23 protein-coding genes are annotated in these 20,586 nt (G+C 67.0%); 20 read left to right on the top strand and 3 right to left on the bottom strand.

Annotated features, from left to right (window positions below; all coding sequences use genetic code 11):
- Nucleotides 1-3: 3 nt before the first annotated feature.
- From mftD to mftG, 4 genes are all read left to right on the top strand, one after another.
- On the top strand, nucleotides 4-1,179 hold the full coding sequence (mftD, locus tag ACX12F_RS23285; RefSeq protein ID WP_459366667.1) for a pre-mycofactocin synthase MftD: 1,176 nt from the start codon (nucleotides 4-6) through the stop codon (nucleotides 1,177-1,179).
- A 137-nt stretch (nucleotides 1,180-1,316) separates the two neighbouring features.
- The gene (gene mftE, locus ACX12F_RS23280) at nucleotides 1,317-2,090 is read left to right on the top strand and encodes a mycofactocin biosynthesis peptidyl-dipeptidase MftE (RefSeq protein ID WP_459370471.1); all 774 of its coding nucleotides are present in this window, start codon (nucleotides 1,317-1,319) and stop codon (nucleotides 2,088-2,090) included.
- Between the two features lie 13 nt (nucleotides 2,091-2,103).
- Nucleotides 2,104-3,522: a mycofactocin biosynthesis glycosyltransferase MftF gene (mftF, locus tag ACX12F_RS23275; protein WP_459366666.1), complete on the top strand. Its 1,419-nt coding sequence runs from the start codon at nucleotides 2,104-2,106 to the stop codon at nucleotides 3,520-3,522.
- Nucleotides 3,519-5,021: a mycofactocin dehydrogenase MftG gene (gene mftG, locus ACX12F_RS23270; protein WP_459366665.1), complete on the top strand. Its 1,503-nt coding sequence runs from the start codon at nucleotides 3,519-3,521 to the stop codon at nucleotides 5,019-5,021. The genes mftF and mftG overlap by 4 nt, the downstream gene beginning before the upstream one ends.
- Here the strand turns inward: mftG and ACX12F_RS23265 are convergent.
- On the bottom strand, nucleotides 5,018-6,598 hold the full coding sequence (locus ACX12F_RS23265; protein WP_459366664.1) for an MFS transporter: 1,581 nt from the start codon (nucleotides 6,596-6,598) through the stop codon (nucleotides 5,018-5,020). The two genes, mftG and ACX12F_RS23265, sit on opposite strands and share 4 nt — an antisense overlap.
- Nucleotides 6,599-6,681: 83 nt before the next feature.
- Here ACX12F_RS23265 and ACX12F_RS23260 point away from each other — a divergent pair, with 83 nt between their 5' ends.
- On the top strand, nucleotides 6,682-7,323 hold the full coding sequence (locus ACX12F_RS23260; protein WP_459366663.1) for a TetR/AcrR family transcriptional regulator: 642 nt from the start codon (nucleotides 6,682-6,684) through the stop codon (nucleotides 7,321-7,323).
- On the opposite strand, the gene ACX12F_RS23255 is transcribed toward ACX12F_RS23260, so the two are convergent.
- Nucleotides 7,289-8,539 carry a cytochrome P450 gene (locus ACX12F_RS23255; RefSeq protein WP_459366662.1) on the bottom strand — a complete coding sequence of 417 codons (1,251 nt, stop codon included), beginning with the start codon at nucleotides 8,537-8,539 and terminating at the stop codon, nucleotides 7,289-7,291. The two genes, ACX12F_RS23260 and ACX12F_RS23255, sit on opposite strands and share 35 nt — an antisense overlap.
- Nucleotides 8,540-8,665: 126 nt before the next feature.
- Between ACX12F_RS23255 and ACX12F_RS23250 the strand changes: the two genes are divergently transcribed.
- On the top strand, nucleotides 8,666-10,303 hold the full coding sequence (locus ACX12F_RS23250) for a carboxylesterase/lipase family protein (RefSeq protein ID WP_459366661.1): 1,638 nt from the start codon (nucleotides 8,666-8,668) through the stop codon (nucleotides 10,301-10,303).
- Nucleotides 10,304-10,426: 123 nt separating this feature from the next.
- Nucleotides 10,427-10,780 (top strand): nuclear transport factor 2 family protein, encoded by a 354-nt coding sequence (locus ACX12F_RS23245; protein ID WP_459366660.1) that lies wholly within the window; start codon nucleotides 10,427-10,429, stop codon nucleotides 10,778-10,780.
- A gap of 12 nt (nucleotides 10,781-10,792) precedes the next feature.
- Here ACX12F_RS23245 and ACX12F_RS23240 read toward each other — a convergent pair whose 3' ends face one another.
- A complete protein-coding gene (locus tag ACX12F_RS23240) occupies nucleotides 10,793-11,266 on the bottom strand; it encodes a hotdog fold domain-containing protein (RefSeq protein ID WP_459366659.1) in 474 nt (157 codons plus the stop codon).
- Between the two features lie 594 nt (nucleotides 11,267-11,860).
- Between ACX12F_RS23240 and rpsJ the strand changes: the two genes are divergently transcribed.
- From rpsJ to ACX12F_RS23175, 13 genes are all read left to right on the top strand, one after another.
- Complete coding sequence (rpsJ, locus tag ACX12F_RS23235) at nucleotides 11,861-12,166, top strand: 30S ribosomal protein S10 (protein ID WP_003883485.1); 306 nt, start codon at nucleotides 11,861-11,863, stop codon at nucleotides 12,164-12,166.
- A gap of 13 nt (nucleotides 12,167-12,179) precedes the next feature.
- Nucleotides 12,180-12,833 carry a 50S ribosomal protein L3 gene (gene rplC / locus ACX12F_RS23230; protein ID WP_459366658.1) on the top strand — a complete coding sequence of 218 codons (654 nt, stop codon included), beginning with the start codon at nucleotides 12,180-12,182 and terminating at the stop codon, nucleotides 12,831-12,833.
- Nucleotides 12,833-13,480, top strand: coding sequence for a 50S ribosomal protein L4 (rplD, locus tag ACX12F_RS23225; RefSeq protein WP_455980501.1), 648 nt, complete (start codon nucleotides 12,833-12,835; stop codon nucleotides 13,478-13,480). Before rplC ends, rplD begins: the two co-directional genes overlap by 1 nt.
- The gene (gene rplW, locus ACX12F_RS23220) at nucleotides 13,480-13,782 is read left to right on the top strand and encodes a 50S ribosomal protein L23 (protein WP_043401728.1); all 303 of its coding nucleotides are present in this window, start codon (nucleotides 13,480-13,482) and stop codon (nucleotides 13,780-13,782) included. The genes rplD and rplW overlap by 1 nt, the downstream gene beginning before the upstream one ends.
- A gap of 29 nt (nucleotides 13,783-13,811) precedes the next feature.
- Nucleotides 13,812-14,651 (top strand): 50S ribosomal protein L2, encoded by an 840-nt coding sequence (gene rplB / locus ACX12F_RS23215; RefSeq protein ID WP_459366657.1) that lies wholly within the window; start codon nucleotides 13,812-13,814, stop codon nucleotides 14,649-14,651.
- 18 nt (nucleotides 14,652-14,669) lie between these two features.
- Nucleotides 14,670-14,951, top strand: coding sequence for a 30S ribosomal protein S19 (gene rpsS / locus ACX12F_RS23210; protein ID WP_043401734.1), 282 nt, complete (start codon nucleotides 14,670-14,672; stop codon nucleotides 14,949-14,951).
- Entirely contained in the window at nucleotides 14,951-15,418 is a 468-nt protein-coding gene (gene rplV, locus ACX12F_RS23205; RefSeq protein ID WP_459366656.1) for a 50S ribosomal protein L22, read from the top strand. The genes rpsS and rplV overlap by 1 nt, the downstream gene beginning before the upstream one ends.
- Entirely contained in the window at nucleotides 15,418-16,233 is an 816-nt protein-coding gene (gene rpsC, locus ACX12F_RS23200) for a 30S ribosomal protein S3 (protein ID WP_459366655.1), read from the top strand. Before rplV ends, rpsC begins: the two co-directional genes overlap by 1 nt.
- A gap of 2 nt (nucleotides 16,234-16,235) precedes the next feature.
- Entirely contained in the window at nucleotides 16,236-16,652 is a 417-nt protein-coding gene (gene rplP / locus ACX12F_RS23195; protein ID WP_020101406.1) for a 50S ribosomal protein L16, read from the top strand.
- A complete protein-coding gene (rpmC, locus tag ACX12F_RS23190) occupies nucleotides 16,652-16,882 on the top strand; it encodes a 50S ribosomal protein L29 (RefSeq protein WP_020101407.1) in 231 nt (76 codons plus the stop codon). The genes rplP and rpmC overlap by 1 nt, the downstream gene beginning before the upstream one ends.
- 2 nt (nucleotides 16,883-16,884) lie before the next feature.
- Nucleotides 16,885-17,181: a 30S ribosomal protein S17 gene (gene rpsQ / locus ACX12F_RS23185; protein ID WP_020101408.1), complete on the top strand. Its 297-nt coding sequence runs from the start codon at nucleotides 16,885-16,887 to the stop codon at nucleotides 17,179-17,181.
- Between the two features lie 254 nt (nucleotides 17,182-17,435).
- On the top strand, nucleotides 17,436-19,787 hold the full coding sequence (locus ACX12F_RS23180; protein ID WP_459366654.1) for an arylsulfatase: 2,352 nt from the start codon (nucleotides 17,436-17,438) through the stop codon (nucleotides 19,785-19,787).
- An 8-nt stretch (nucleotides 19,788-19,795) separates the two neighbouring features.
- The gene (locus tag ACX12F_RS23175) at nucleotides 19,796-20,512 is read left to right on the top strand and encodes a hypothetical protein (protein WP_459366653.1); all 717 of its coding nucleotides are present in this window, start codon (nucleotides 19,796-19,798) and stop codon (nucleotides 20,510-20,512) included.
- The last annotated feature ends 74 nt before the right edge of the window (nucleotides 20,513-20,586 follow it).

Here is a 20,586-nt window from a genome sequence, read left to right as displayed (position 1 = left end):
ATCATGGCTCGTGATACCTGGTTCGAAACCGTCGCCATCGCGCAGGAGCGCGCGAAGAAGCGGCTTCCCAAGTCCGCCTACTCCTCGCTGATCTCGGCGAGCGAGAAGGGACTGACCGTCGCCGACAACGTCGCCGCGTTCGGCGAGCTCGGCTTCGCGCCGCACGTCATCGGTGCGCTGGACAAGCGCGAAATGGCCACAACTGTTATGGGGCAAGAGATTTCACTGCCCGTGATTATTTCTCCCACCGGTGTGCAGGCCATCAACCCCGACGGCGAGGTCGCCGTCGCACGCGCGGCCGCGGCCCGCGGTACCGCCATGGGGTTGTCGTCGTTCGCCAGTAAGCCGATGGAAGAGGTCATTGCGGCCAACCCCAAGACGTTCTTCCAGATCTACTGGCTCGGTAGCCGCGACGACATCGCGGCCCGGGCCGAGCGCGCCCGCGCGGCCGGCGCCAAGGGCCTCATCGTCACCACCGACTGGAGCTTCTCGAACGGCCGCGACTGGGGCAGCCCCAAGATCCCGGAAAAGATGGATCTCAAGACCATCGTCAAGATGAGCCCCGAGGTCATGACCAAGCCGCGCTGGCTGCTGCAGTGGGCCAAGACCATGCGGCCGCCGGCCCTGTCGGTCCCGAACCAGGCGACGGGTGGGCAGGCCGCGCCGCCGTTCTTCCAGGCCTACGGCGAATGGATGGGCACCCCGGCGCCGACCTGGGAGGACATCGCCTGGCTGCGCGAGCTGTGGGGCGGGCCCTTCATGCTCAAGGGTGTCATGCGCATCGACGATGCCAAACGTGCTGTGGACGCCGGTGTTTCGGCCATCTCGGTGTCCAACCACGGCGGTAACAACCTGGACAGCACCCCGGCGTCAATCCGGGCGCTGCCGGCCATCGCCGAGGCCGTCGGCGACCAGATCGAGGTTTTGCTGGACGGTGGTATTCGCCGCGGCAGCGACGTGGTCAAGGCACTGGCGTTGGGCGCCCGCGCGGTGATGCTCGGCCGGGCCTACCTGTGGGGGCTGGCGGCCGAGGGGCAGACCGGCGTCGAGAACGTGCTCGACATCATGCACGGCGGTATCGACTCGGCACTGCGGGGTCTGGGCAAGGCCTCGATCCACGACCTGGGGCCGGACGACATCCTGGTACCGGAGGGCTTCACCCGGCGCCTGGGCGGCTGAGGCGGTCCCGCGGATCCCGGGATTCGACGGGTCCGCTGATACGCGCGATACTGACGTGGCTGACGTGGTGGTCAATGGGGTCTTGACAACCACGTTGATTTGACCATTCGCTACGAATCGTTGCGCATACGGCAACAATTGGCGCACAGCAGGCAAATTCGGCTTACCATCGGCGAGTGCCTTTTCCCAGCGAGCTCGGGAACTCGACGTCGAGGCAGTTGCAATCCATGCAGCCTTCGTTGATCGTCCCGCTTGGTTCCACCGAGCAGCATGGGCCGCACCTGCCGCTGGACACCGACACCCGGATCGCGGAGGCGGTGTCGCGGTCCGTGGCCGTGCAGCTGCGTGAGACGACGACGCCCGGCGTCGACCGGCCCACGTGGCTGGTCTCGTCAGCCATCAGTTACGGCGCGAGCGGTGAGCACGAGAGCTTCCCCGGCACCATCTCGATCGGCCTGGCCGCGTTGGAGCATTTGCTGGTCGAGTTCGGGCGGTCGGCCTGCAACTGGGCCGGCCGGATCGTGTTCGTCAACGGTCACGGCGGCAATGTGGCAGCGCTGACAGCGGCGACGGCCTTGTTGCGGGCCGAGGGGCGCGACGTGGCCTGGTGCCCGTGTACGGCCGCGGGCGCGGACGCCCACGCCGGCCATACCGAAACGTCTGTACTGCTGCACCTTTCACCGGCCGATGTCTGGCTGGAGGAAAGCGTCGTCGGCAACACCGCGCCGTTGCCAGAGCTGCTGCCGGCACTGCGCAGCGGCGGAGTGGCCGCGGTCAGCCCCGTCGGCGTGCTGGGCGATCCGACGACTGCCACCGCGGACGAGGGGTCCCGTATCTTTGCAGAAATGGTCGGCGGCTGCGTGCGCAGGATCAGCACGTGGCGGCCGGGCCCGGGGGGAATGCTCGCATGATGGGGGTGGGACAGTGACGGGGCCGAGGCTGCCCGACGGCTTTGCCGTCCAAGTCGATCGACGGGTCAAGGTGCTGGGTGAGGGCGCCGCGCTGCTCGGTGGCTCGCCGACGCGGTTGTTGCGGCTGGCTCCGGCGGCGCAGACCATGCTCGACGGCGGCCGGCTGGAGGTTCACGACGCCCAGAGTGCGCAGCTGGCGCGCACCCTGCTCGACGCCACGGTGGCCCACCCGCGGCCGGCCACCGGTCCGTCGCATCTCGACGTCACCGTCGTTGTTCCGGTACGCGACAACGCAGTTGGCGTCACGCGGCTGGTGCGATCGTTGCGCGGCATGCGCGTGGTGGTGGTCGACGACGGGTCGGTGGTGCCGCTGCAGGCCGCCGATTTCTGCGATCTCGCCGGTCACTGTGACGTCCGGGTGCTCCGGCACGATGTCAGCCGCGGTCCGGCTGCGGCCCGCAACACCGGGCTGGCCGCCTGCGAGACGGATTTCGTGGCTTTCCTGGACTCGGACGTGGTGCCTCGTCGCGGGTGGCTGGAAGCGCTGCTGGGGCACTTTTGCGATCCGGCTGTCGCGCTGGTCGCACCTCGCATCGTCGGCCTCCACGAGCCCGACAATCTGATCGCGCGCTACGAGGCCGTGCGCTCGTCGCTGGACCTCGGCATGCGGGAAGCGCCCGTGGTGCCCTATGGCATGGTCGCCTACGTACCGAGCGCGGCCATCATCTGCCGCCGCGCGGCGCTGGACCAGGTGGGCGGGTTCGACGAGTCGCTGCAGTCCGGCGAGGACGTGGACCTGTGCTGGCGGTTCATCGAGGCCGGAGCCCGGCTGCGGTACGAACCCATCGCACTGGTCGGCCACGATCATCGCACCGCACTGGGAGAATGGTTCGCCCGCAAGGCCTTTTACGGTTCCTCGGCAGCGCCGTTGTCGGTCCGGCACCCCGGCAAGACCGCGCCGCTGGTGATCTCCGGCTGGACTCTGGTGGTCTGGGTACTGCTGGCCATGGGCTCCGGCGTCGGGTACCTGGCCTCGACCATCGCCGCCGCGATCACCGGCCGCCGCATCGCCAACTCGTTGCGCTCCGTCGACACCGAACCACGCGAAGTCGCCGCGGTGGCCGCGCAGGGCCTGTGGGCCGCGGCGCTGCAGCTCGCCGCGGCGCTGTGCCGGCACTACTGGCCGGTGGCGCTGGTACTGGCAGTGTGTTTCCGGCGCTGGCGGCAAGTGGTGCTGATTGCGGCAATTGTGGATGGCGTCGTCGACTGGGCCCGCCGCCACCACACGGTGGACGACAACACCCAACGCGTGGGCCTGCTGGCCTACCTGCTGCTCAAGCGTCTCGACGACATCGCCTACGGCCTGGGGCTGTGGGGTGGCGTCGTGCGTGAGCGGCACCTGGGTGCGCTCAAGCCACAGATCCGGACTTGAGCTCGCCGCACGATGACGTCCTGATCGTCGGGGCGGGCAGTGCCGGCTGCGTTCTGGCCGAGCGCCTTTCGGCCGATCCCGCATGTCAGGTGACGCTGCTGGAGACCGGCGGTACGGTCCGTCCGGAACCGGGCTGGGTGCTGCCCATCGGCGTCGGCAGTACCGTGGCGCGACAGCACCGCACGACGTTGACACAGAATCCGGTGCGGTCCGTCGACATCGTGAGAGGACGCGTCCTGGGCGGGTCCGGGGCCATCAACGGCGGCTATTTCTGCCGGGCGTGGCCGGCGGATTTCGAGGCCTGGGCGGTGCCGGGCTGGGCTTGGTCCGACGTCCTGCCGCACTACCGCGCCATCGAGACCGACCATGACTTCGGCGGAGCCGAACATGGATCGAGTGGCGGAGCCGAACATGGATCGAGTGGCGGAGCCGAACATGGATCGAGTGGCGGAGCCGAACATGGATCGAGTGGCGGAGCCGAACATGGTTCCGCCGGTCCGGTCCCGGTGCGCCGAATCAGCGATTTCGCGGCATCCTCACAGGCTTTCCGGGACGCGGCCGGTCTCCGGTACCCATGGATCGACGACCTCAACGCGGTCGCCGGGGTGCGGCCGGGCCTCGGCGCGGTGCCGCTGAACATCGACGACACCGGGCACCGGCACGGCCCCGGCGAGGTCTACCTGACGGCCGCGCGCGGCCGCGACAACCTCACGGTGCTCGCCGGCACGCGCGCGCTGCGGGTGCTGTTCACCGGTGACCGCGCGGTGGGGGTGCGGTGCCTGGGGCCGGACGGCGTGGTGGATCGGTACGCCGATCGGATCGTGTTGTGCGCCGGGGCAATTGAGTCGGCACACCTGTTGATGCTGTCCGGGGTCGGGCCCGCCGCACAACTGCGAAGCGTCGGTGTGCCCGTGGTGGCCGATCTTCCGGTGGGCGCCGCGTGCGCCGATCACCCGGAATGGGTCGTGCCCACCACGTGGCCCGCCGAGCCCGGCCGTCCGCCGCTCGAACTGCTGCTCACCACCGAGCACCTGGAAATCCGGCCGTACACGTCGGGTTTCGCCGCCATGACCGGTGGGGCCCCCGGCGACGCTGACCCGGTGCACCTCGGGATCTCCCTGATGCGGCCCCGCGCGCAAGGGCGGGTTCTGCTGGTGTCGGACGATCCCGACGTGCGGCCGGCCATCGAGCATCGCTACGACGCCGACCCGGCCGATGCCGCCGCGCTGCAGGCCGGCTACGAACTGTGCCGCGACCTGTTCGGTGCCGCCGTCACCGAGGTCGAACCCGCGTGGTCCACCGCGCAGCATCTGTCGGCCACCGCGCCCATGGGCACTGACGGTGCGGAACGCGCCGTGCTCGATCCGCACTGCCGGGTGCGCGGTATCGACGCACTCTGGGTCGCCGACGGCGCCGCACTGCCCGGCATCACCGGCCGGGGCCCGCACGCGACCATCGTCATGCTGGCGCACCGAGCGGCCCGATTCATCCTGTCCTAGCGGTCATTCGGTGGTGTGCGCTCGCGGCCGGGCGCCCAGAATGCGGTCAGTACACCGGCCACCGCGGTGATCGAGGCCAACACCACCAGCGATGTCTGCATGGCATGCAGAAACGCCACCCTGGACGCTTCGACGAGCTGGTTGCCGATCGGTCCCAGATGCGGTGCGGCGGCCACCGCACCGGCCAGTGAGCCGCGCGCGGCGTCCTGCACCGGACCTGGAAAACCGGCCACCGCGGGCCCGATGTGCGTGGTGTAACCCGTTGCCAGCAGCGAGCCGGTCAGCGCGATACCGAGGGCGGCGCCCACTTCCCGCGTGGTGTCGTTGACCGCTGACGCGACGCCTTGCTTGTCATCGGACACCGACGTCATGATCGCCGAAGTTGTTGGTGCGGTGAATAATCCGACTCCTGTACTGATCACGAGCAGGGGCAACGCCAAGTCCCAGTACGACGAGCCGACCCGCACCTGACACATGAGCAACAGACCGGCCGACAGCAGCCACAAACCGGTGAACACCACCAGGCGTAGCCCCACCTTGGGCAGATACCAGGACGACAGCGGGGACAGGATCAGCACCGGGACGGCGAGCGGGGACAGAGCCAGTGCGGTGCCGATCGGGCTGTAGCCCATGACCAGCTGCATGAATTGCATGGACAGGTAGAAGAAGCCGAACAACACCATGAAAAGCACGGTGATGGCGGCGGCCCCGGTACCGAACTGGCGGTCGAAGAACAACCGGACATCCAGCAGCGGATATCTCGTGCGCAGCTCGAGGACAGCGAACACCGCGGCCAGGATGAGCCCGACGGTGATGCCACTCAACACCACCGGATGGGTCCAGCCCCGGTCGGGTGCGGCCAGGATGCCGTAGACCAGGGACGCCACCGCCACCGCGATGACGACGGCGCCGGTGACGTCCAACGGCTTGGCTTCCGGGTCACGGGAGCTCGTGATGGTCGTGGCCAGGACGACGAGGGTAAGGCCCGAGGCGGCGAAGGCCCAGAAGATCGACTGCCAGGGCCAGAAGTGCAGCAGCACACCGGATCCGAGCATGCCGACCACCGCGCCGCAGCCGGAGATTCCGGCCCAGATGCCTACCGCCTTGGTGCGCTGGTCCGTCGGGTACGACGCGGTGATCAAGGACAGGGTCGCGGGCATCATGAACGCGGCCCCCGCGCCGGCCCCCGCGCGGGCGGCGATGATGTGCGTGGGCGCGGTGCTCAGGGCCGGAACGATCGAGGCCAGCGCGAAGATGACGAGGCCGAACAGCAGTGCACCGCGGCGGCCGTAGCGGTCGCCGATGGCTCCGGCAGGCAGCAACAGGCAGGCCAGGACCAGTGTGTAGCTGTCGATTATCCAGGTGAGTTGGGTCTGGTTGGCCGATGTCGCCACGGCGATGTTACCGAGCGCGGTGTTGAGCGCCACCATCGACGAAATCACCATCAGCACACTGCAACACGCCACGCAGAGGGTCCAGGTGCGGCGACGCGAGGTGGGTGCGGGGTCCGTCGTCGGAGCGATCTCGGGGCTGGTGTCCGCGCTCACTAGACTCGCCGCACTCACCTTGTCGACCATGCACCCACCTTCCGGTAGTTTTCAGACTGATGGTCTCTCAACGAGACTAACAGTCTCGTTTGTCATCCGGAGGTGATTCGGTGGTGTCCAGCGAACACGGTGATCCTCGGCCGGTGCGCTCGCGGGCCCGCTTGTTGGAAGCTGCGACCGCGTTGCTGCGCTCCGGTGGCCCGAGCGCCGTCACGGTCGACGCGGTGATCCGCGCGTCCAATGTTGCCCGGGCGACCCTCTATCGCCACTATCCCAGCGGAAATGACTTGCTGGCGGCAGCGTTTCACGCGCTCATCCCGCCGGCCCCGGTACCGCTCGCCGAGGGCGACCTGCGCGAGCGGTTGATCGCGCTCGTGCACGCGCAGGCGGAACTCATCGCCGAGGCGCCGGTCAGCCTGGCGGCCATGTCGTGGCTGGCGCTCGGCGGCAACCTCGAACACCTGCCATGGGGCACGACTGGGACCGAGAGTGTCGAGGTCCGCAACCTGAGGGAACGAGTAGCCGAGCAGTACGCCGTCCCGTTCGAGGCGGTGCTGTCCAGCCCTGAGGCCGTCGCCGAGCTTGGCGACGTCGACCGGGTCCACGCTGCGGCGTTGCTACTCGGCCCGATCGTGCTCGGTAAGCTCAGTACGCTGCCCGATTTCGACTACCGCGAGATCACCGTCGCCGCCGTCGACGGATTCCTCGCGACTCACCGAATCAGCGCAGCGAGTACCGGATCGGCAGGTGCTTGAAGCCGCCGACGAATGTGGTCGCGGAAAGCTTCGGGGTACCGGCCAGCTCGATCGAATCGAGCCGGGACAGCAATTCGCTGAACAGGCTGTTCATCTCCATCCGGGCCAGCGCGGCACCGAGGCAGAAGTGCACGCCGTAGCCGAAGGCCAAGTGCTTGTTCGGCTCGCGCCCGACGTCGAACCGGAACGGATCTTCGAACACTTCTTCGTCGCGGTTGCCGGAAACGTAAGCCAGATAGACGGATTCGCCCGCTGCGATCGGCACGCCGCGCACGACGGTGTCGGCGGTCGCGGTGCGCATGAACTCCTTCACCGGCGTGCTCCACCGGATCATCTCCTCGACCGCGGTCGGCATCAGGTCGGGGTTCGCCTTCAGCCGAGCCAGCTCGCCGGGGTTCTGGATCAGCGCGTGCAATCCGCCGGAGATGGCGTCCTTGGTGGTGTCGTGCCCCGCGCTGGCGACGATGACGTAGTAAGACGCGGTGTCCATGTCGCTGAGGGGTTCGCCGTCAATGCGGCCGTTGGCGATCGCTGACGCCAGGTCCTCGGTGGGGTTGGCTCGCCGCGACGCGGTCAGCGCGGCGAAGTACCCGAAGAAGTCGAGCAGCACACTGAACAGTTCCTCGGGGGACTGGCCGCGGCTGTACTCGTCGTCGTCGCCGCCGAACAGTTCCTGGGTGAGGGTGTGCATGCGGTCGTAGTCCTCCTCGGGCAACCCGAGTAGCGACATGATGACGTAGAGCGGGAACTGGATCGCGATCTCCTCGACGAAGTCGCATTCCGGGCCCGCATCGCGCATCCGGTCGACGTATCGCTTGGCCAGTTCGTCGACGCGGACCTTGAGGTCGCGCATGGCTTTGGGGCGGAACCAGTCGGCGCCGATGGCGCGGATTTTGCGGTGGTGCGGATCGTCCATGTGAATCAAGGTCCGTAACCCCATGCCGGCGTCGGCCTGTGCCTTCAGCAGATCTTCGGCGTCGGCCTTCATGAGCAGCGGGCGGGGCTCGCTGATGAAGAGGTTGTTGTCCCGCTCGATGGCCATGATGTCGGCATGCTTGGTGATTGCCCAGAACGGCCGGTACGGCGGACTGTCCACCCAGGCAACGGGATTGGTGGCGCGGAGGTGAGCCAGTGCTGTGTGCAGCCGCTCGTCGTCGGCGTAGGCGGTGGGGTCGGCGAGGACCTTGGCGGCCTCGTCGGTGGTGGGTGCAGTCATTGAACTCCTCACGCGGGCGCGAAACTTGACAGCTGTCAAGTGGAGTGTAGGTCGTTCTGTGCCCGGTGGGGAGGGGGTCGCCGGAAATATTTCCGGGCTGTGGGCGGCAGGGGTTCAGTAGGCTGGGTGCTCGTGTCGTCTGTCCGCCCGCGTCGGCTGCTGCAGCGTGCTGCAGCAGCGGCCGCTGCGGTGCTGCTGGTGGCCGGCTGCGGCCTGGATCCGCACAGTGACGGTGCCACGGCCGTCGCGCCTGATGCGGTGACGGCGGATCCGGCGTTGGTGCATATCGCATCGGGAACGGTCCGCGGGACGGTCAATCCGGACCTCCGCTTCTTCGGCGGAATCCCTTATGCCGCACCGCCGGTGGGTCCTCTTCGCTTCCGTCCGCCGGCCCCGGCGCTCCCGTGGGACGGGGCGCGTGACGCCGCCAAGCCGGGGGCGCGCTGCATCCAGGACCCCAAGGGCGACCTCGAGATGGGCCGGAACACCAGCGAGGACTGCCTGACCCTCAATGTCTGGACGCCGCCGGTGCAGGCATCGGGGGCGCGCCGGCCGGTGCTGGTGTGGCTCCACGGCGGCGGGTTCATCAACGGCTCCAGCAGCATCTACAACTCGACGCGGCTGACCACTCGTGGCGACATCGTGGTCGTGACGGTCAACTACCGACTCGGCGCCCTCGGGTTCCTGGCCCATCCCGCACTGGGCGTCGGTCCCGACGTCGGCAACTACGGACTGGCCGACCAGCAGACCGCGCTGCGCTGGGTGCGCGACAACATCGCCGCGTTCGGAGGCGACCCCGACAAGGTGACGATCGCCGGCGAATCCGCCGGCGGGATGTCGGTGTGTGACCACCTCGTGGCTCCCGCGTCGGCCGGTCTGTTCCGGGGCGCCATCATCGCCAGTGGGCCGTGTCAGGCGCAGGTCGCGCTGCCCGAAGCCACCCGGTCCAGCCTGGCGTATGCGAAGGCCGCGGGGTGCGGCGATCCCGCGGACGCGGCAGACTGCCTGCGCCGGCTGCCGGTCGACAAGCTGCGAAAACCAGTGTGGTACTACGGAATCGGCGAGAATATGCTCAGCGGTCCGGTCGCCGGGACGACGCTGCTGCCGGTCGACCCGATGCAGGCCATCGGCACTGGCGCTGCCGCCCGGGTGCCGGTGATGATCGGCACCACGCGTGACGAATTCACCCTTTTCGTCGCACTGCAATATCTGCGCGCGGGCAAACGGTTCCACGCCGACGGTTACCCGCGCCTGCTGGAATCCACGTTCGGCGCCGGCGCCCCCGCCGTGTCGGAGCACTACCCGCTGGACCGCTACGGCGGCAGCGCTGCGGTCGCGTACTCGGCCGCGGTCACCGACGGGGCGTTCGCCTGCGTCGCCGACCGCATCGGCGACGCGCTGGTCGCCGACGGTCCGGTGTACGGCTACGAGTTCGCCGATCCTGCGCCCCCGACGCCGGATCCACTGCGCCAGTTGCCTTTCCCTGTCGGCGCCAGCCATTCGCTGGATCTGCGCTACATCTTCAACATGGGCGGGGCGCCGCCGCCCACACCGGAACAGATCGCCTTGTCTGATCAGATGATCGACTACTGGAGCTCTTTCGTCCGTGACGGCCGGCCCAGTGCCGAGGGAGCGCCGGAATGGCCGGCGCTGGCCGGGGACGAGCACGACAGCCGGATGTCTCTGCGCCCCGACGGAAGTCGCGTGGTCACCGACTACGACCAGGTGCACCAGTGCGCGTTCTGGGCGAGTCTGCAGCACTGACCGCTACGTCGAGTGTGGGGGATTCTGGTGCCGTCATCGGCGTGTCATCTCGTGACGTCGCACGCTCGACGTGTGCGGAAATCACTTGCCGACGCAGCGCAGCGTCGACTTCGATAGGGCGGCATGACGATTCCCACTCCCGAGGAATTCGCCCGCGACTGGTGCGCGGCCTGGAACGCTCACGACGTCGAGGCGGTCCTCGCACACTTCCACGACGACGTCGTCTTCACCTCACCGGTCGCGGCGCGCGTGGTGCCGGAGTCCGGGGGAGTGGTGCGAGGTAAGGACGCGCTGCGCCGGTATTGGGTCGCCGCGCTCGCCGCGCTGCCCGACCTGCATTTCGAGGTCGTGGCCACCTATATAGGGACGAACTCTCTCGTCATCAATTACCGGAACCATCGCGGCCAGCTGGTCAACGAGGTGCTGATCTTCGACGGCGAGCTGGTGCACGAAGGTCACGGCACCTACCTCGATTGAGCACCGGCCCGATCAGGCGGGTGTCACCCACGTCGTGATGTCGGCGTGCACGACCTCTTCGCCCGAGGCGTCGACCACCGAGACCGACACCACGACGTCGGTGCCCTTGGTCAGGGTGTCGAAGTCGGGGACATCGACCCGCGCGTGCGCTCGCAGCGACGTGGTGGCCTTGGCCAGGTACCGCACGTTCATGGCTTTGGGGATCCAGCGGTGAGTCGTCGGCACCGTTGCTTCCATGGCCATCCCCATGGCGGCTTCGGCCGCGTTGCACGACGCGATCGCATGCACGGTGTGCAGATGGTTGTAGACGAAGAACCACTTCGGGACCGCCACCTCGGCGTAGCCCGGCTCCATCGTCACCACCCGGGGCAGGACCGAGGCGAAGTACGGCACCCGCACCATCGCGGCGGCGGAGAACATCAGGCTGCCGCCGGGCCGTCCCGAGAGCTGCCTCCAGGCGCGGTACGTGGGGCTCAGTGTCGACATATGGCTATCTTACTCAGAAGTAAGTTGGGTGCCGACGCTGATTCTGCGGTCCGGGCCCGAGCCACTCGTACGTTCCCGCCGCCAGCACAGGGTCAGCGCGAAGGGTGCCCTGGCCGCGCGTTGATCCTGTGGCCAGGGTGCTGGCCACTCGAACTCTTGCGCCGTGGATGCAGGATCAACTGGGCGCCTCGGTTCACTCCGTAACGGCGGTGCAATCCGGTCGAACATCACCGCCCTCGCCGCAGAATCACCGCAGGACCGGCCGCGAAACCCGGGCGCGGCGGAAGGCTCCGCAGCGGATTTGGAGCGAGCCCCGATCTGGGGCATACTGTTCGGGTTGCCTTGCGCCGGGTTCGCCCGCTGCGGGCAGACGACCGGCGCCCATCACGGGCGCATCCGGTCCCAGCATCGCCCACGATGGATTTCCAGCGCGGACGACTGTGCGCAAAGGCGACACGCCCGAGCGCGGGGGTCGGTGAACCACAGAAACGTAAAGAGCGGCGGCATAGCCAGCGCGCGCCATCGGGTGTCCCGGGGCGTGCGTATTGAAGACCAGGCCCGAGCGCGGGCCCGTGACAGTTAGGTAGGAGAAGCGTGGCGGGACAGAAGATCCGCATCAGGCTCAAGGCCTACGACCACGAGGCGATTGACGCCTCGGCGCGCAAGATCGTTGAGACGGTCACCCGTACGGGAGCAAGCGTGGTCGGCCCGGTGCCGCTGCCGACCGAGAAGAACGTGTACTGCGTTATCCGGTCTCCCCATAAGTACAAGGACTCGCGGGAGCATTTCGAAATGCGTACCCACAAGCGCCTTATCGACATCCTCGACCCCACGCCGAAGACCGTTGACGCCTTGATGCGCATCGATCTGCCGGCGAGCGTCGACGTCAACATCCAGTAGGAGACCCAGAAAAATGGCACGTAAAGGCATTTTGGGCACCAAGCTGGGCATGACGCAGGTGTTCGACGAGAACAACAAAGTCGTCCCGGTCACGGTCGTGAAGGCCGGCCCCAACGTGGTGACCCGTATCCGCACCACCGAGCGCGACGGCTACAGCGCCGTGCAGCTCGCGTACGGCGAGATCAGCCCGCGCAAGGTGAACAAGCCGGTCACCGGCCAGTTCGCCGCTGCCGGCGTCAACCCGCGCCGTCACCTGGCTGAGCTTCGTCTCGACGACGAGGCCGGGGCCGCCGAGTACGAGGTCGGCCAGGAGCTGACCGCCGACATCTTCGCCGACGGCGGGTATGTCGACGTGACCGGCACCAGCAAGGGCAAGGGCTTCGCTGGCACCATGAAGCGCCACGGCTTCAAGGGCCAGGGCGCCGCGCACGGTGCGCAGGCTGTGCACCGTCGTCCCGGTTCGATCGGTGGCTGCGCCACCCCGGGCCGTGTCTTCAAGGGCACCCGCATGTCCGGCCGTATGGGTAGCGACCGCGTGACGACCCAGAACCTGAAGGTTCACAAGGTTGACGCCGAGAACGGTGTGCTGCTCATCAAGGGCGCCATCCCGGGCCGCAACGGTGGACTGGTGGTTGTCCGCACCGCAATTAAGCGAGGCGAGAAGTAATGACTCTCAAGATTGACGTCAAGACCCCGGACGGCAAGAAGGACGGCTCTGTCGAGCTGCCCGCCGCGCTGTTCGACGTCGAGCCCAACATCGCGCTGATGCACCAGGTGGTGACGGCCCAGCTGGCCGCAGCTCGCCAGGGCACGCACGCCACCAAGACCCGGGCCATGGTGTCCGGTGGTGGCAAGAAGCCGTACCGCCAGAAGGGCACCGGCCGCGCCCGTCAGGGTTCGACCCGCGCCCCGCAGTTCACCGGTGGTGGCGTTGTCCACGGCCCGCAGCCGCGTGACTACAGCCAGCGGACCCCGAAGAAGATGATCGCTGCTGCCCTGCGCAGCGCGCTGTCGGACCGGGCCCGCAACGAGCGCATCCACGCGATCACCGAACTGGTGGCCGGTCAGAACCCGTCGACCAAGAGCGCCAAGTCGTTCCTGTCGTCGCTGACCGAGAACAAGAAGGTGCTCGTCGTGATCGGCCGCAGCGATGTGGTCGGCGCCAAGAGCGTCCGCAACCTGCCTGGCGTGCACGTGATTTCGCCGGATCAGCTGAACACCTACGACGTGCTGCACGCCGATGACCTGGTGTTCAGCGTCGAGGCCCTCAACGCGTACATCGAGGCCAACACGAAAGAGGAGGTGTCGGCCTGATGGCAACCGTGACTGATCCTCGCGACATCATCCTGGCCCCGGTCATCTCGGAGAAGTCCTACGGACTCATCGAGGACAACACGTACACGTTCATCGTGGCACCGGAGTCCAACAAGACGCAGATCAAGATCGCCATCGAGAAGATCTTCGACGTGAAGGTCGACTCGGTGAACACCGCGAACCGGAAGGGCAAGCGCAAGCGCACCCGCACCGGTTTCGGCCAGCGCAAGAGCACCAAGCGCGCGATCGTGACCCTGTCCGCCGGCAGCAAGCCGATCGAACTGTTCGGAGCTCCGGCCTGATCGGCCGGGAGTTAAGGGATTAACTGATAATGGGAATTCGCAAGTACAAGCCGACGACCCCGGGTCGTCGCGGTTCGAGCGTCTCCGACTTCGCCGAGATCACTCGTTCGACTCCGGAGAAGTCGCTGGTCCGTCCGCTGCACAGCACCGGTGGCCGTAACGCGCACGGCCGCATCACGACTCGTCACAAGGGTGGCGGCCACAAGCGTGCCTACCGCGTCATCGACTTCCGTCGCCATGACAAGGACGGCATCAACGCCAAGGTCGCGCACATCGAGTACGACCCCAACCGCACCGCGAACATCGCGCTGCTGCACTTCGTGGACGGCGAGAAGCGCTACATCCTCGCCCCCAAGGACCTGAAGCAGGGCGACGTCATCGAGCAGGGGCCGAACGCCGACATCAAGCCGGGTAACAACCTGCCGATGCGCAACATCCCGGCCGGTACCGTCATCCACGCTGTGGAGCTGCGTCCGGGCGGCGGCGCCAAGCTGGCCCGCTCGGCCGGCGTCAGCGTCCAGCTGCTCGGTAAGGAAGGCGCCTACGCCACGCTGCGTATGCCGTCCGGTGAAATCCGTCGCGTCGACGTGCGCTGCCGCGCCACCGTCGGCGAGGTCGGCAACGCCGAGCAGGCGAACATCAACTGGGGTAAGGCCGGCCGTATGCGGTGGAAGGGCAAGCGCCCGACCGTCCGTGGTGTCGTGATGAACCCGGTCGACCACCCGCACGGTGGTGGTGAGGGTAAGACCTCCGGTGGTCGCCACCCGGTCAGCCCGTGGGGCAAGCCTGAGGGCCGTACCCGCAAGCCCAACAAGCCGAGCGACAAGCTCATCGTCCGCCGCCGGCGCACCGGCAAGAACAAGCGCTAGGCCGGAAAGGAATAGACGATGCCTCGTAGCCTCAAAAAGGGTCCGTTCGTCGACGACCATCTGTTGAAGAAGGTCGACGTTCAGAACGAGAAGAACACCAAGCAGGTCATCAAGACCTGGTCCCGTCGGTCGACCATCATCCCCGACTTCATCGGTCACACCTTCGCCGTCCACGACGGTCGCAAGCACGTGCCGGTGTTCGTCAGCGAAGCGATGGTTGGGCACAAGCTCGGCGAGTTCGCCCCGACGCGGACCTTCAAGGGTCACATCAAGGACGACCGGAAGAGCAAGCGCCGCTAATGACTACCGTTACTGAATACCCGTCCGCGAGCGCCAAAGCGCGCTTCGTGCGTGTGTCGGCGAGCAAGGCCCGCCGGGTCATCGACCTGGTCCGTGGCAAGAGCGTCGAAGAGGCGCTCGACATCCTGCGGTGGGCACCGCAGGCTGCCAGCGAGCCGGTCGCCAAGGTGATCGCCAGCGCTGCCGCCAACGCGCAGAACAACGAGGGCCTGGACCCGACGACCCTCGTGGTCGCCACGGTCTTCGCCGACGAGGGCCCGACCGCCAAGCGCATCCGGCCGCGCGCCCAGGGGCGTGCGTACCGAATCCGCAAGCGCACCAGCCACATCACCGTGGTCGTAGAAAGTCGGCCGAGCCGTTCCGAGGGCGGTTCGAAGGCTGCTTCGGCCGGTGCTGCGCGCTCTCGTCGTGCGCAGGGCAGCAAGGCCGCTGCGGCTAAGACCGAGACGAAGGGAGGCTCGGAGTAGTGGGCCAGAAAATCAACCCCCACGGCTTCCGCCTCGGTATCACCACCGAATGGAAGTCCCGTTGGTACGCCGACAAGCAGTACGCGGACTACGTCAAGGAAGACGTTGCCATCCGTAAGCTGCTGGCCACCGGCCTGGAGCGCGCCGGCATCGCCGACGTGCAGATCGAGCGCACGCGTGACCGCGTCCGGGTGGACATCCACACCGCACGTCCGGGCATCGTCATCGGTCGCCGTGGCACCGAGGCCGACCGCATCCGCGCCGACCTGGAGAAGCTGACCGGCAAGCAGGTTCAGCTGAACATCCTCGAGGTCAAGAACCCCGAGGGCGTCGCGCAGCTGGTGGCGCAGGGCGTCGCCGAGCAGCTGAGCAACCGTGTCGCGTTCCGTCGTGCCATGCGCAAGGCCATCCAGTCGGCCATGCGTCAGCCCAACGTCAAGGGCATCCGGGTGCAGTGCTCGGGCCGCCTCGGCGGTGCTGAGATGAGCCGCTCGGAGTTCTACCGCGAAGGTCGCGTGCCGCTGCACACGCTGCGCGCCGACATCGATTACGGCCTGTACGAGGCCAAGACCACATTCGGCCGTATCGGCGTGAAGGTGTGGATCTACAAGGGCGACATCGTCGGTGGCAAGCGTGAGCTCGCCGCTGCCGCTCCCGCCGCCGACCGTCCCCGTCGGGATCGTCCGTCCGGTACCCGTCCGCGTCGCAGCGGTGCGTCGGGTACCACGGCGACCAGCACCGAGGCCGGCCGCGCTGTGGACGTCGCTGTTGAGACCCCCGCCGGCGATGCGCCGACGGAAGCAACGGAGAGCTAGTCATGCTGATTCCCCGCAAGGTCAAGCACCGCAAGCAGCACCACCCCGAGCAGCGCGGTATCGCCAGCGGCGGCACCTCGGTCAGCTTCGGTGACTATGGCATCCAGGCCCTGGGCCACGCCTACATCACCAACCGGCAGATCGAGTCCGCTCGTATCGCCATCAACCGGCACATCAAGCGTGGCGGCAAGGTCTGGATCAACATCTTCCCGGACCGCCCGCTGACCAAGAAGCCTGCCGAAACCCGCATGGGTTCCGGTAAGGGTTCGCCGGAGTGGTGGGTCGCCAACGTCAAGCCGGGTCGTGTGCTCTTCGAGCTCAGCTACCCCGACGAGAAGATCGCCCGGGAGGCGCTCACCCGCGCCATCCACAAGTTGCCGATCAAGGCGCGCATCGTGACTCGAGAGGAGCAGTTCTGATGGCAGTTGGAGTTACGCCTGGTGAACTGCGTGAGCTCACCGAGGAAGAGCTGACGACGCGTCTGCGCGAGTCGAAGGAAGAGCTGTTCAACCTTCGCTTCCAGATGGCGACCGGTCAGCTGTCGAACAACCGCCGGCTGCGTACCGTGCGGCAGGAGATCGCGCGGGTCTACACCGTCCTGCGCGAACGTGAGTTGGGCCTGGCGTCCGGGCCGGTTGGTAAGGATTAGTCATGGCAGAAACTAAAGGCCCCAAGCACACGCCGGCCACCGAGACCGAGCGCGGCAGCCGCAAGACCGCCATCGGCTACGTGGTGTCGGACAAGATGGAAAAGACCATCGTGGTCGAGCTGGAATCTCGTAAGAGCCACCCGCTCTACGGGAAGATCATCCGGACCACCACCAAGGTCAAGGCGCACGACGAGAACGGCGATGCCGGTATCGGCGACCGCGTCTCGCTGATGGAGACCCGTCCGCTGTCGGCCACCAAGCGCTGGCGTCTGGTCGAGGTGTTGGAGAAGGCGAAGTAGGCTTTCGACAGACATAGAACTGCCCCTCTTCTTCGGAAGAGGGGCAGTTTTGTATTCGGCTGGAAATGCCGTCGGCACAACCAGTCTGGACCATCATCGGTGCTGAACAGTGGGCAGGTGCGCGCTCGTGCGGATCGGACTGTTGCCGGCCGCCGGCTCGTCGCGAACGTCAATATCGCGGGCGCGGCACAGGCCGCGGGTGTAGTCTCCGGGCGATCGCCGAGATCGGCGAGCGCTGAACGGGACGAGGCGTCATGGCAATTGAATTCCAGGGCAAGATCAAGCTCGACATCCGCGACTCGGAGCCCGACTGGGCGCCGTATGCCGCGCCGACGGCTCCGACAGGTGCGCCCAATGTGCTGTACCTGGTGTGGGACGACACCGGCATCGCCACCTGGGACTGCTTCGGCGGTCTGGTCGACATGCCGGCCATGCGCCGCATCGCGGACAAGGGCGTGCGCCTGTCACAGTTCCACACCACCGCCCTGTGTTCGCCGACCCGGGCTTCTCTGCTGACCGGGCGCAACGCCACCTCGGTCGGCATGGCCACCATCGAGGAATTCACCGATGGTTTCCCGAACTGCCACGGCCGCATTCCTTTTGAGACGGCACTGCTGTCCGAGGTGCTGGCCGAGAAGGGGTGGAACACCTACTGCGTCGGCAAGTGGCACCTGACGCCGTTGGAGGAGTCGAACCTCGCGTCGACGAAACGACACTGGCCGCTGGCGCGCGGCTTCGAACGTTTCTACGGGTTCATGGGCGGCGAGACCGACCAGTGGTACCCGGAACTGGTGTACGACAACCACCCCGTCGCCCCGCCGGCCACTCCCGAAGAGGGCTACCACCTGTCAAAAGACCTGGCGGACAAGACCATCGAGTTCATCCGCGATGCCAAGGTCATCGCCCCGGACAAGCCGTGGTTCTCCTACGTCTGCCCGGGCGCCGGACATGCGCCCCACCATGTCTTCAAAGAATGGGCCGACAAGTACGCCGGCAAGTTCGACATGGGCTATGAGGCCTACCGCGACCTGGTTCTGGAAAATCAGAAGCGCCTGGGCATCGTGCCGCCCGACACAGAGCTCTCGCCGATGAATCCGTATCTGGACGTCAAAGGACCCAATGGCGAGCCGTGGCCGCTGCAGGACACCGTGCGTCCCTGGGGCGGGCTGAGTGACGATGAGAAGCGGCTGTTCGCCCGCATGGCCGAGGTGTTCGCCGGATTCTTGTCGTACACCGACGCGCAGATCGGCCGGATCCTCGACTATCTCGAGGAATCGGGCCAGCTGGACAACACCCTCATCGTCGTCATCTCCGACAACGGGGCCAGCGGCGAAGGCGGCCCGAACGGCTCGGTCAACGAGAACAAATTCTTCAACGGCTACATCGATACCGTCGAAGAGAGCATGCGGTACTTCGACAGCCTGGGTTCGCCGGACACATACAATCACTATCCGATCGGCTGGGCGATGGCCTTCAACACGCCCTACAAGCTGTTCAAGCGGTATGCCTCCCACGAGGGCGGCATCGCCGATACCGCAATCATCAGCTGGCCCAACGGAATCGCCGCACACGGCGAGGTGCGGGACAACTATGTCAACGTCGCGGACATCACTCCCACGGTCTACGACCTGCTGGACATCGAGCCGCCCACCGAGGTCCGGGGAGTTCCGCAGCGCCCGCTGGAAGGGGTGAGTTTCAAAGCGGCCCTGAAAGACTCGGATGCCGCCACCGGCAAGACGACGCAGTTCTACTCGATGCTCGGCACCCGCGGAATATGGCACAACGGCTGGTTCGCCAACACCGTGCACGCCGCCACACCGTCGGGCTGGGCGCATTTCGACAAGGACCGCTGGGAGCTGTTCCACATCGAGTCCGACCGCAGCCAGTGCCGTGATCTGGCCGCCGAGGACCCGGCCAAACTTGCTGAAATGCAAGAGCTCTGGTTCTCCGAGGCCGCCAAGTACAACGGCCTGCCGCTGGCCGATCTGAACGTCTTCGAGATGCTGCTGCGAGAACGTCCTTACCTCATGGGAGACCGGCGGACCTTCACGTACTACCCGGACGCCGCCGAGGTGGGCATAGGTGCTTGCGTCGAGTTGCGGGGACAGTCGTTCTCCGTCCTGGCCGAAGTCGACGTCGAATCGGCGGGTGCCGAAGGCGTGCTGTTCAAGCAGGGCGCCGGCCACGGCGGCCACGTGCTTTTCGTCCAGGACGACCGGCTGCAATATGTCTACAACTTCATGGGTGAAGACGAGCAGTGGCTCTCCGCGCCCGATCCGTTGCCGCTCGGACGCCATGTGTTCGGGGTCCGGTACGAGCGGACCGGCACGGTGGAGGGTAGCCACACCCCGCTCGGCACCGTCGAGTTGCGCATCGACGACGCTGTGGTGGCGACCCGGCCGGACGTTCGCGCCCACCCCGGTTCCTTCGGCCTCGCCGGTGGCGGAGTGGCGGTCGGACGCAACGACGGTCAGCCGGTGTCGAACCGTTACCGGGCACCGTATCCCTTTGCCGGCGGAGTTATCGCCAAGGTTGTCGTCGACATCTCCGGTACGCCGTACCTCGACGTCGAACGAGAATTGGCGCAGGCATTCTGCAAGGACTAGGGCCGAAGATGGGCGGAACGATCTTCCGGTTTGTCGCCGTGGCCTCAGCGGCCGCCGTGCTGGCCGCATGCAGCGGCAAAGGTGGCGAGAAGCCTTCCGGCACAACGCCACCCGGCGGGACTGTCTCCGCGGCGACGAGTTCGTCCGCCACGTCCTCGGCGTCGGCGTCGGTGTCGACCATGCCCGATCTGCCGGCGTACGGGGTGGTCGAGACCACCAAACGTCCTGTCGCGGCGGGGGAGCAGACCTGCGATCCGCCCAGCCCGCCCGCGCAGACCATGACGGCGACGACGGGAGCGTCCGGTGCGCCGAGCGTCGTCGTCGCGGTGCCCGACGGCTTCAGCCAGGGGGCGCCGCCGTCCGGCGACGTCGCCCTGAACCTGACTGGACCTGACGGCCTGACCGGCACCGTGACGATCACCCGGACCACGCAGGATGCTGCGTCGGCGTTCCGGCAATACGCCGATACCCGCACCGCGGGACACGAATACAACAGCGTCAGCATCCTGCCCGACGAATTGTGTGGCTACAGCGGCCAGAAGCTGATGGGTGTGCTGGGGGACAGGCCCGGCTCCGGTAATGACTATGCCGATCGCATCGTGCATGTGTGGACCAACAACGGGGACTACCTCATCGCACTGCGGCTGCAGGGACCTACTGGCTCGAAAGGCATCGATGCGGCCAAGCCTGTCCTGCTGGGGGACTTCGGCATTCGGATGGGCTGAGCGGCCTGCGTCATCGCCGCTACGCCGAGACTCGTGCTGACCGACCTGATCGAACTGCCCGGCCGTCGCTAGAT

The organism is Mycolicibacterium sp. HS_4_1 (assembly GCF_054515875.1).
This window is presented reverse-complemented; position numbering and strand designations above follow the sequence as displayed.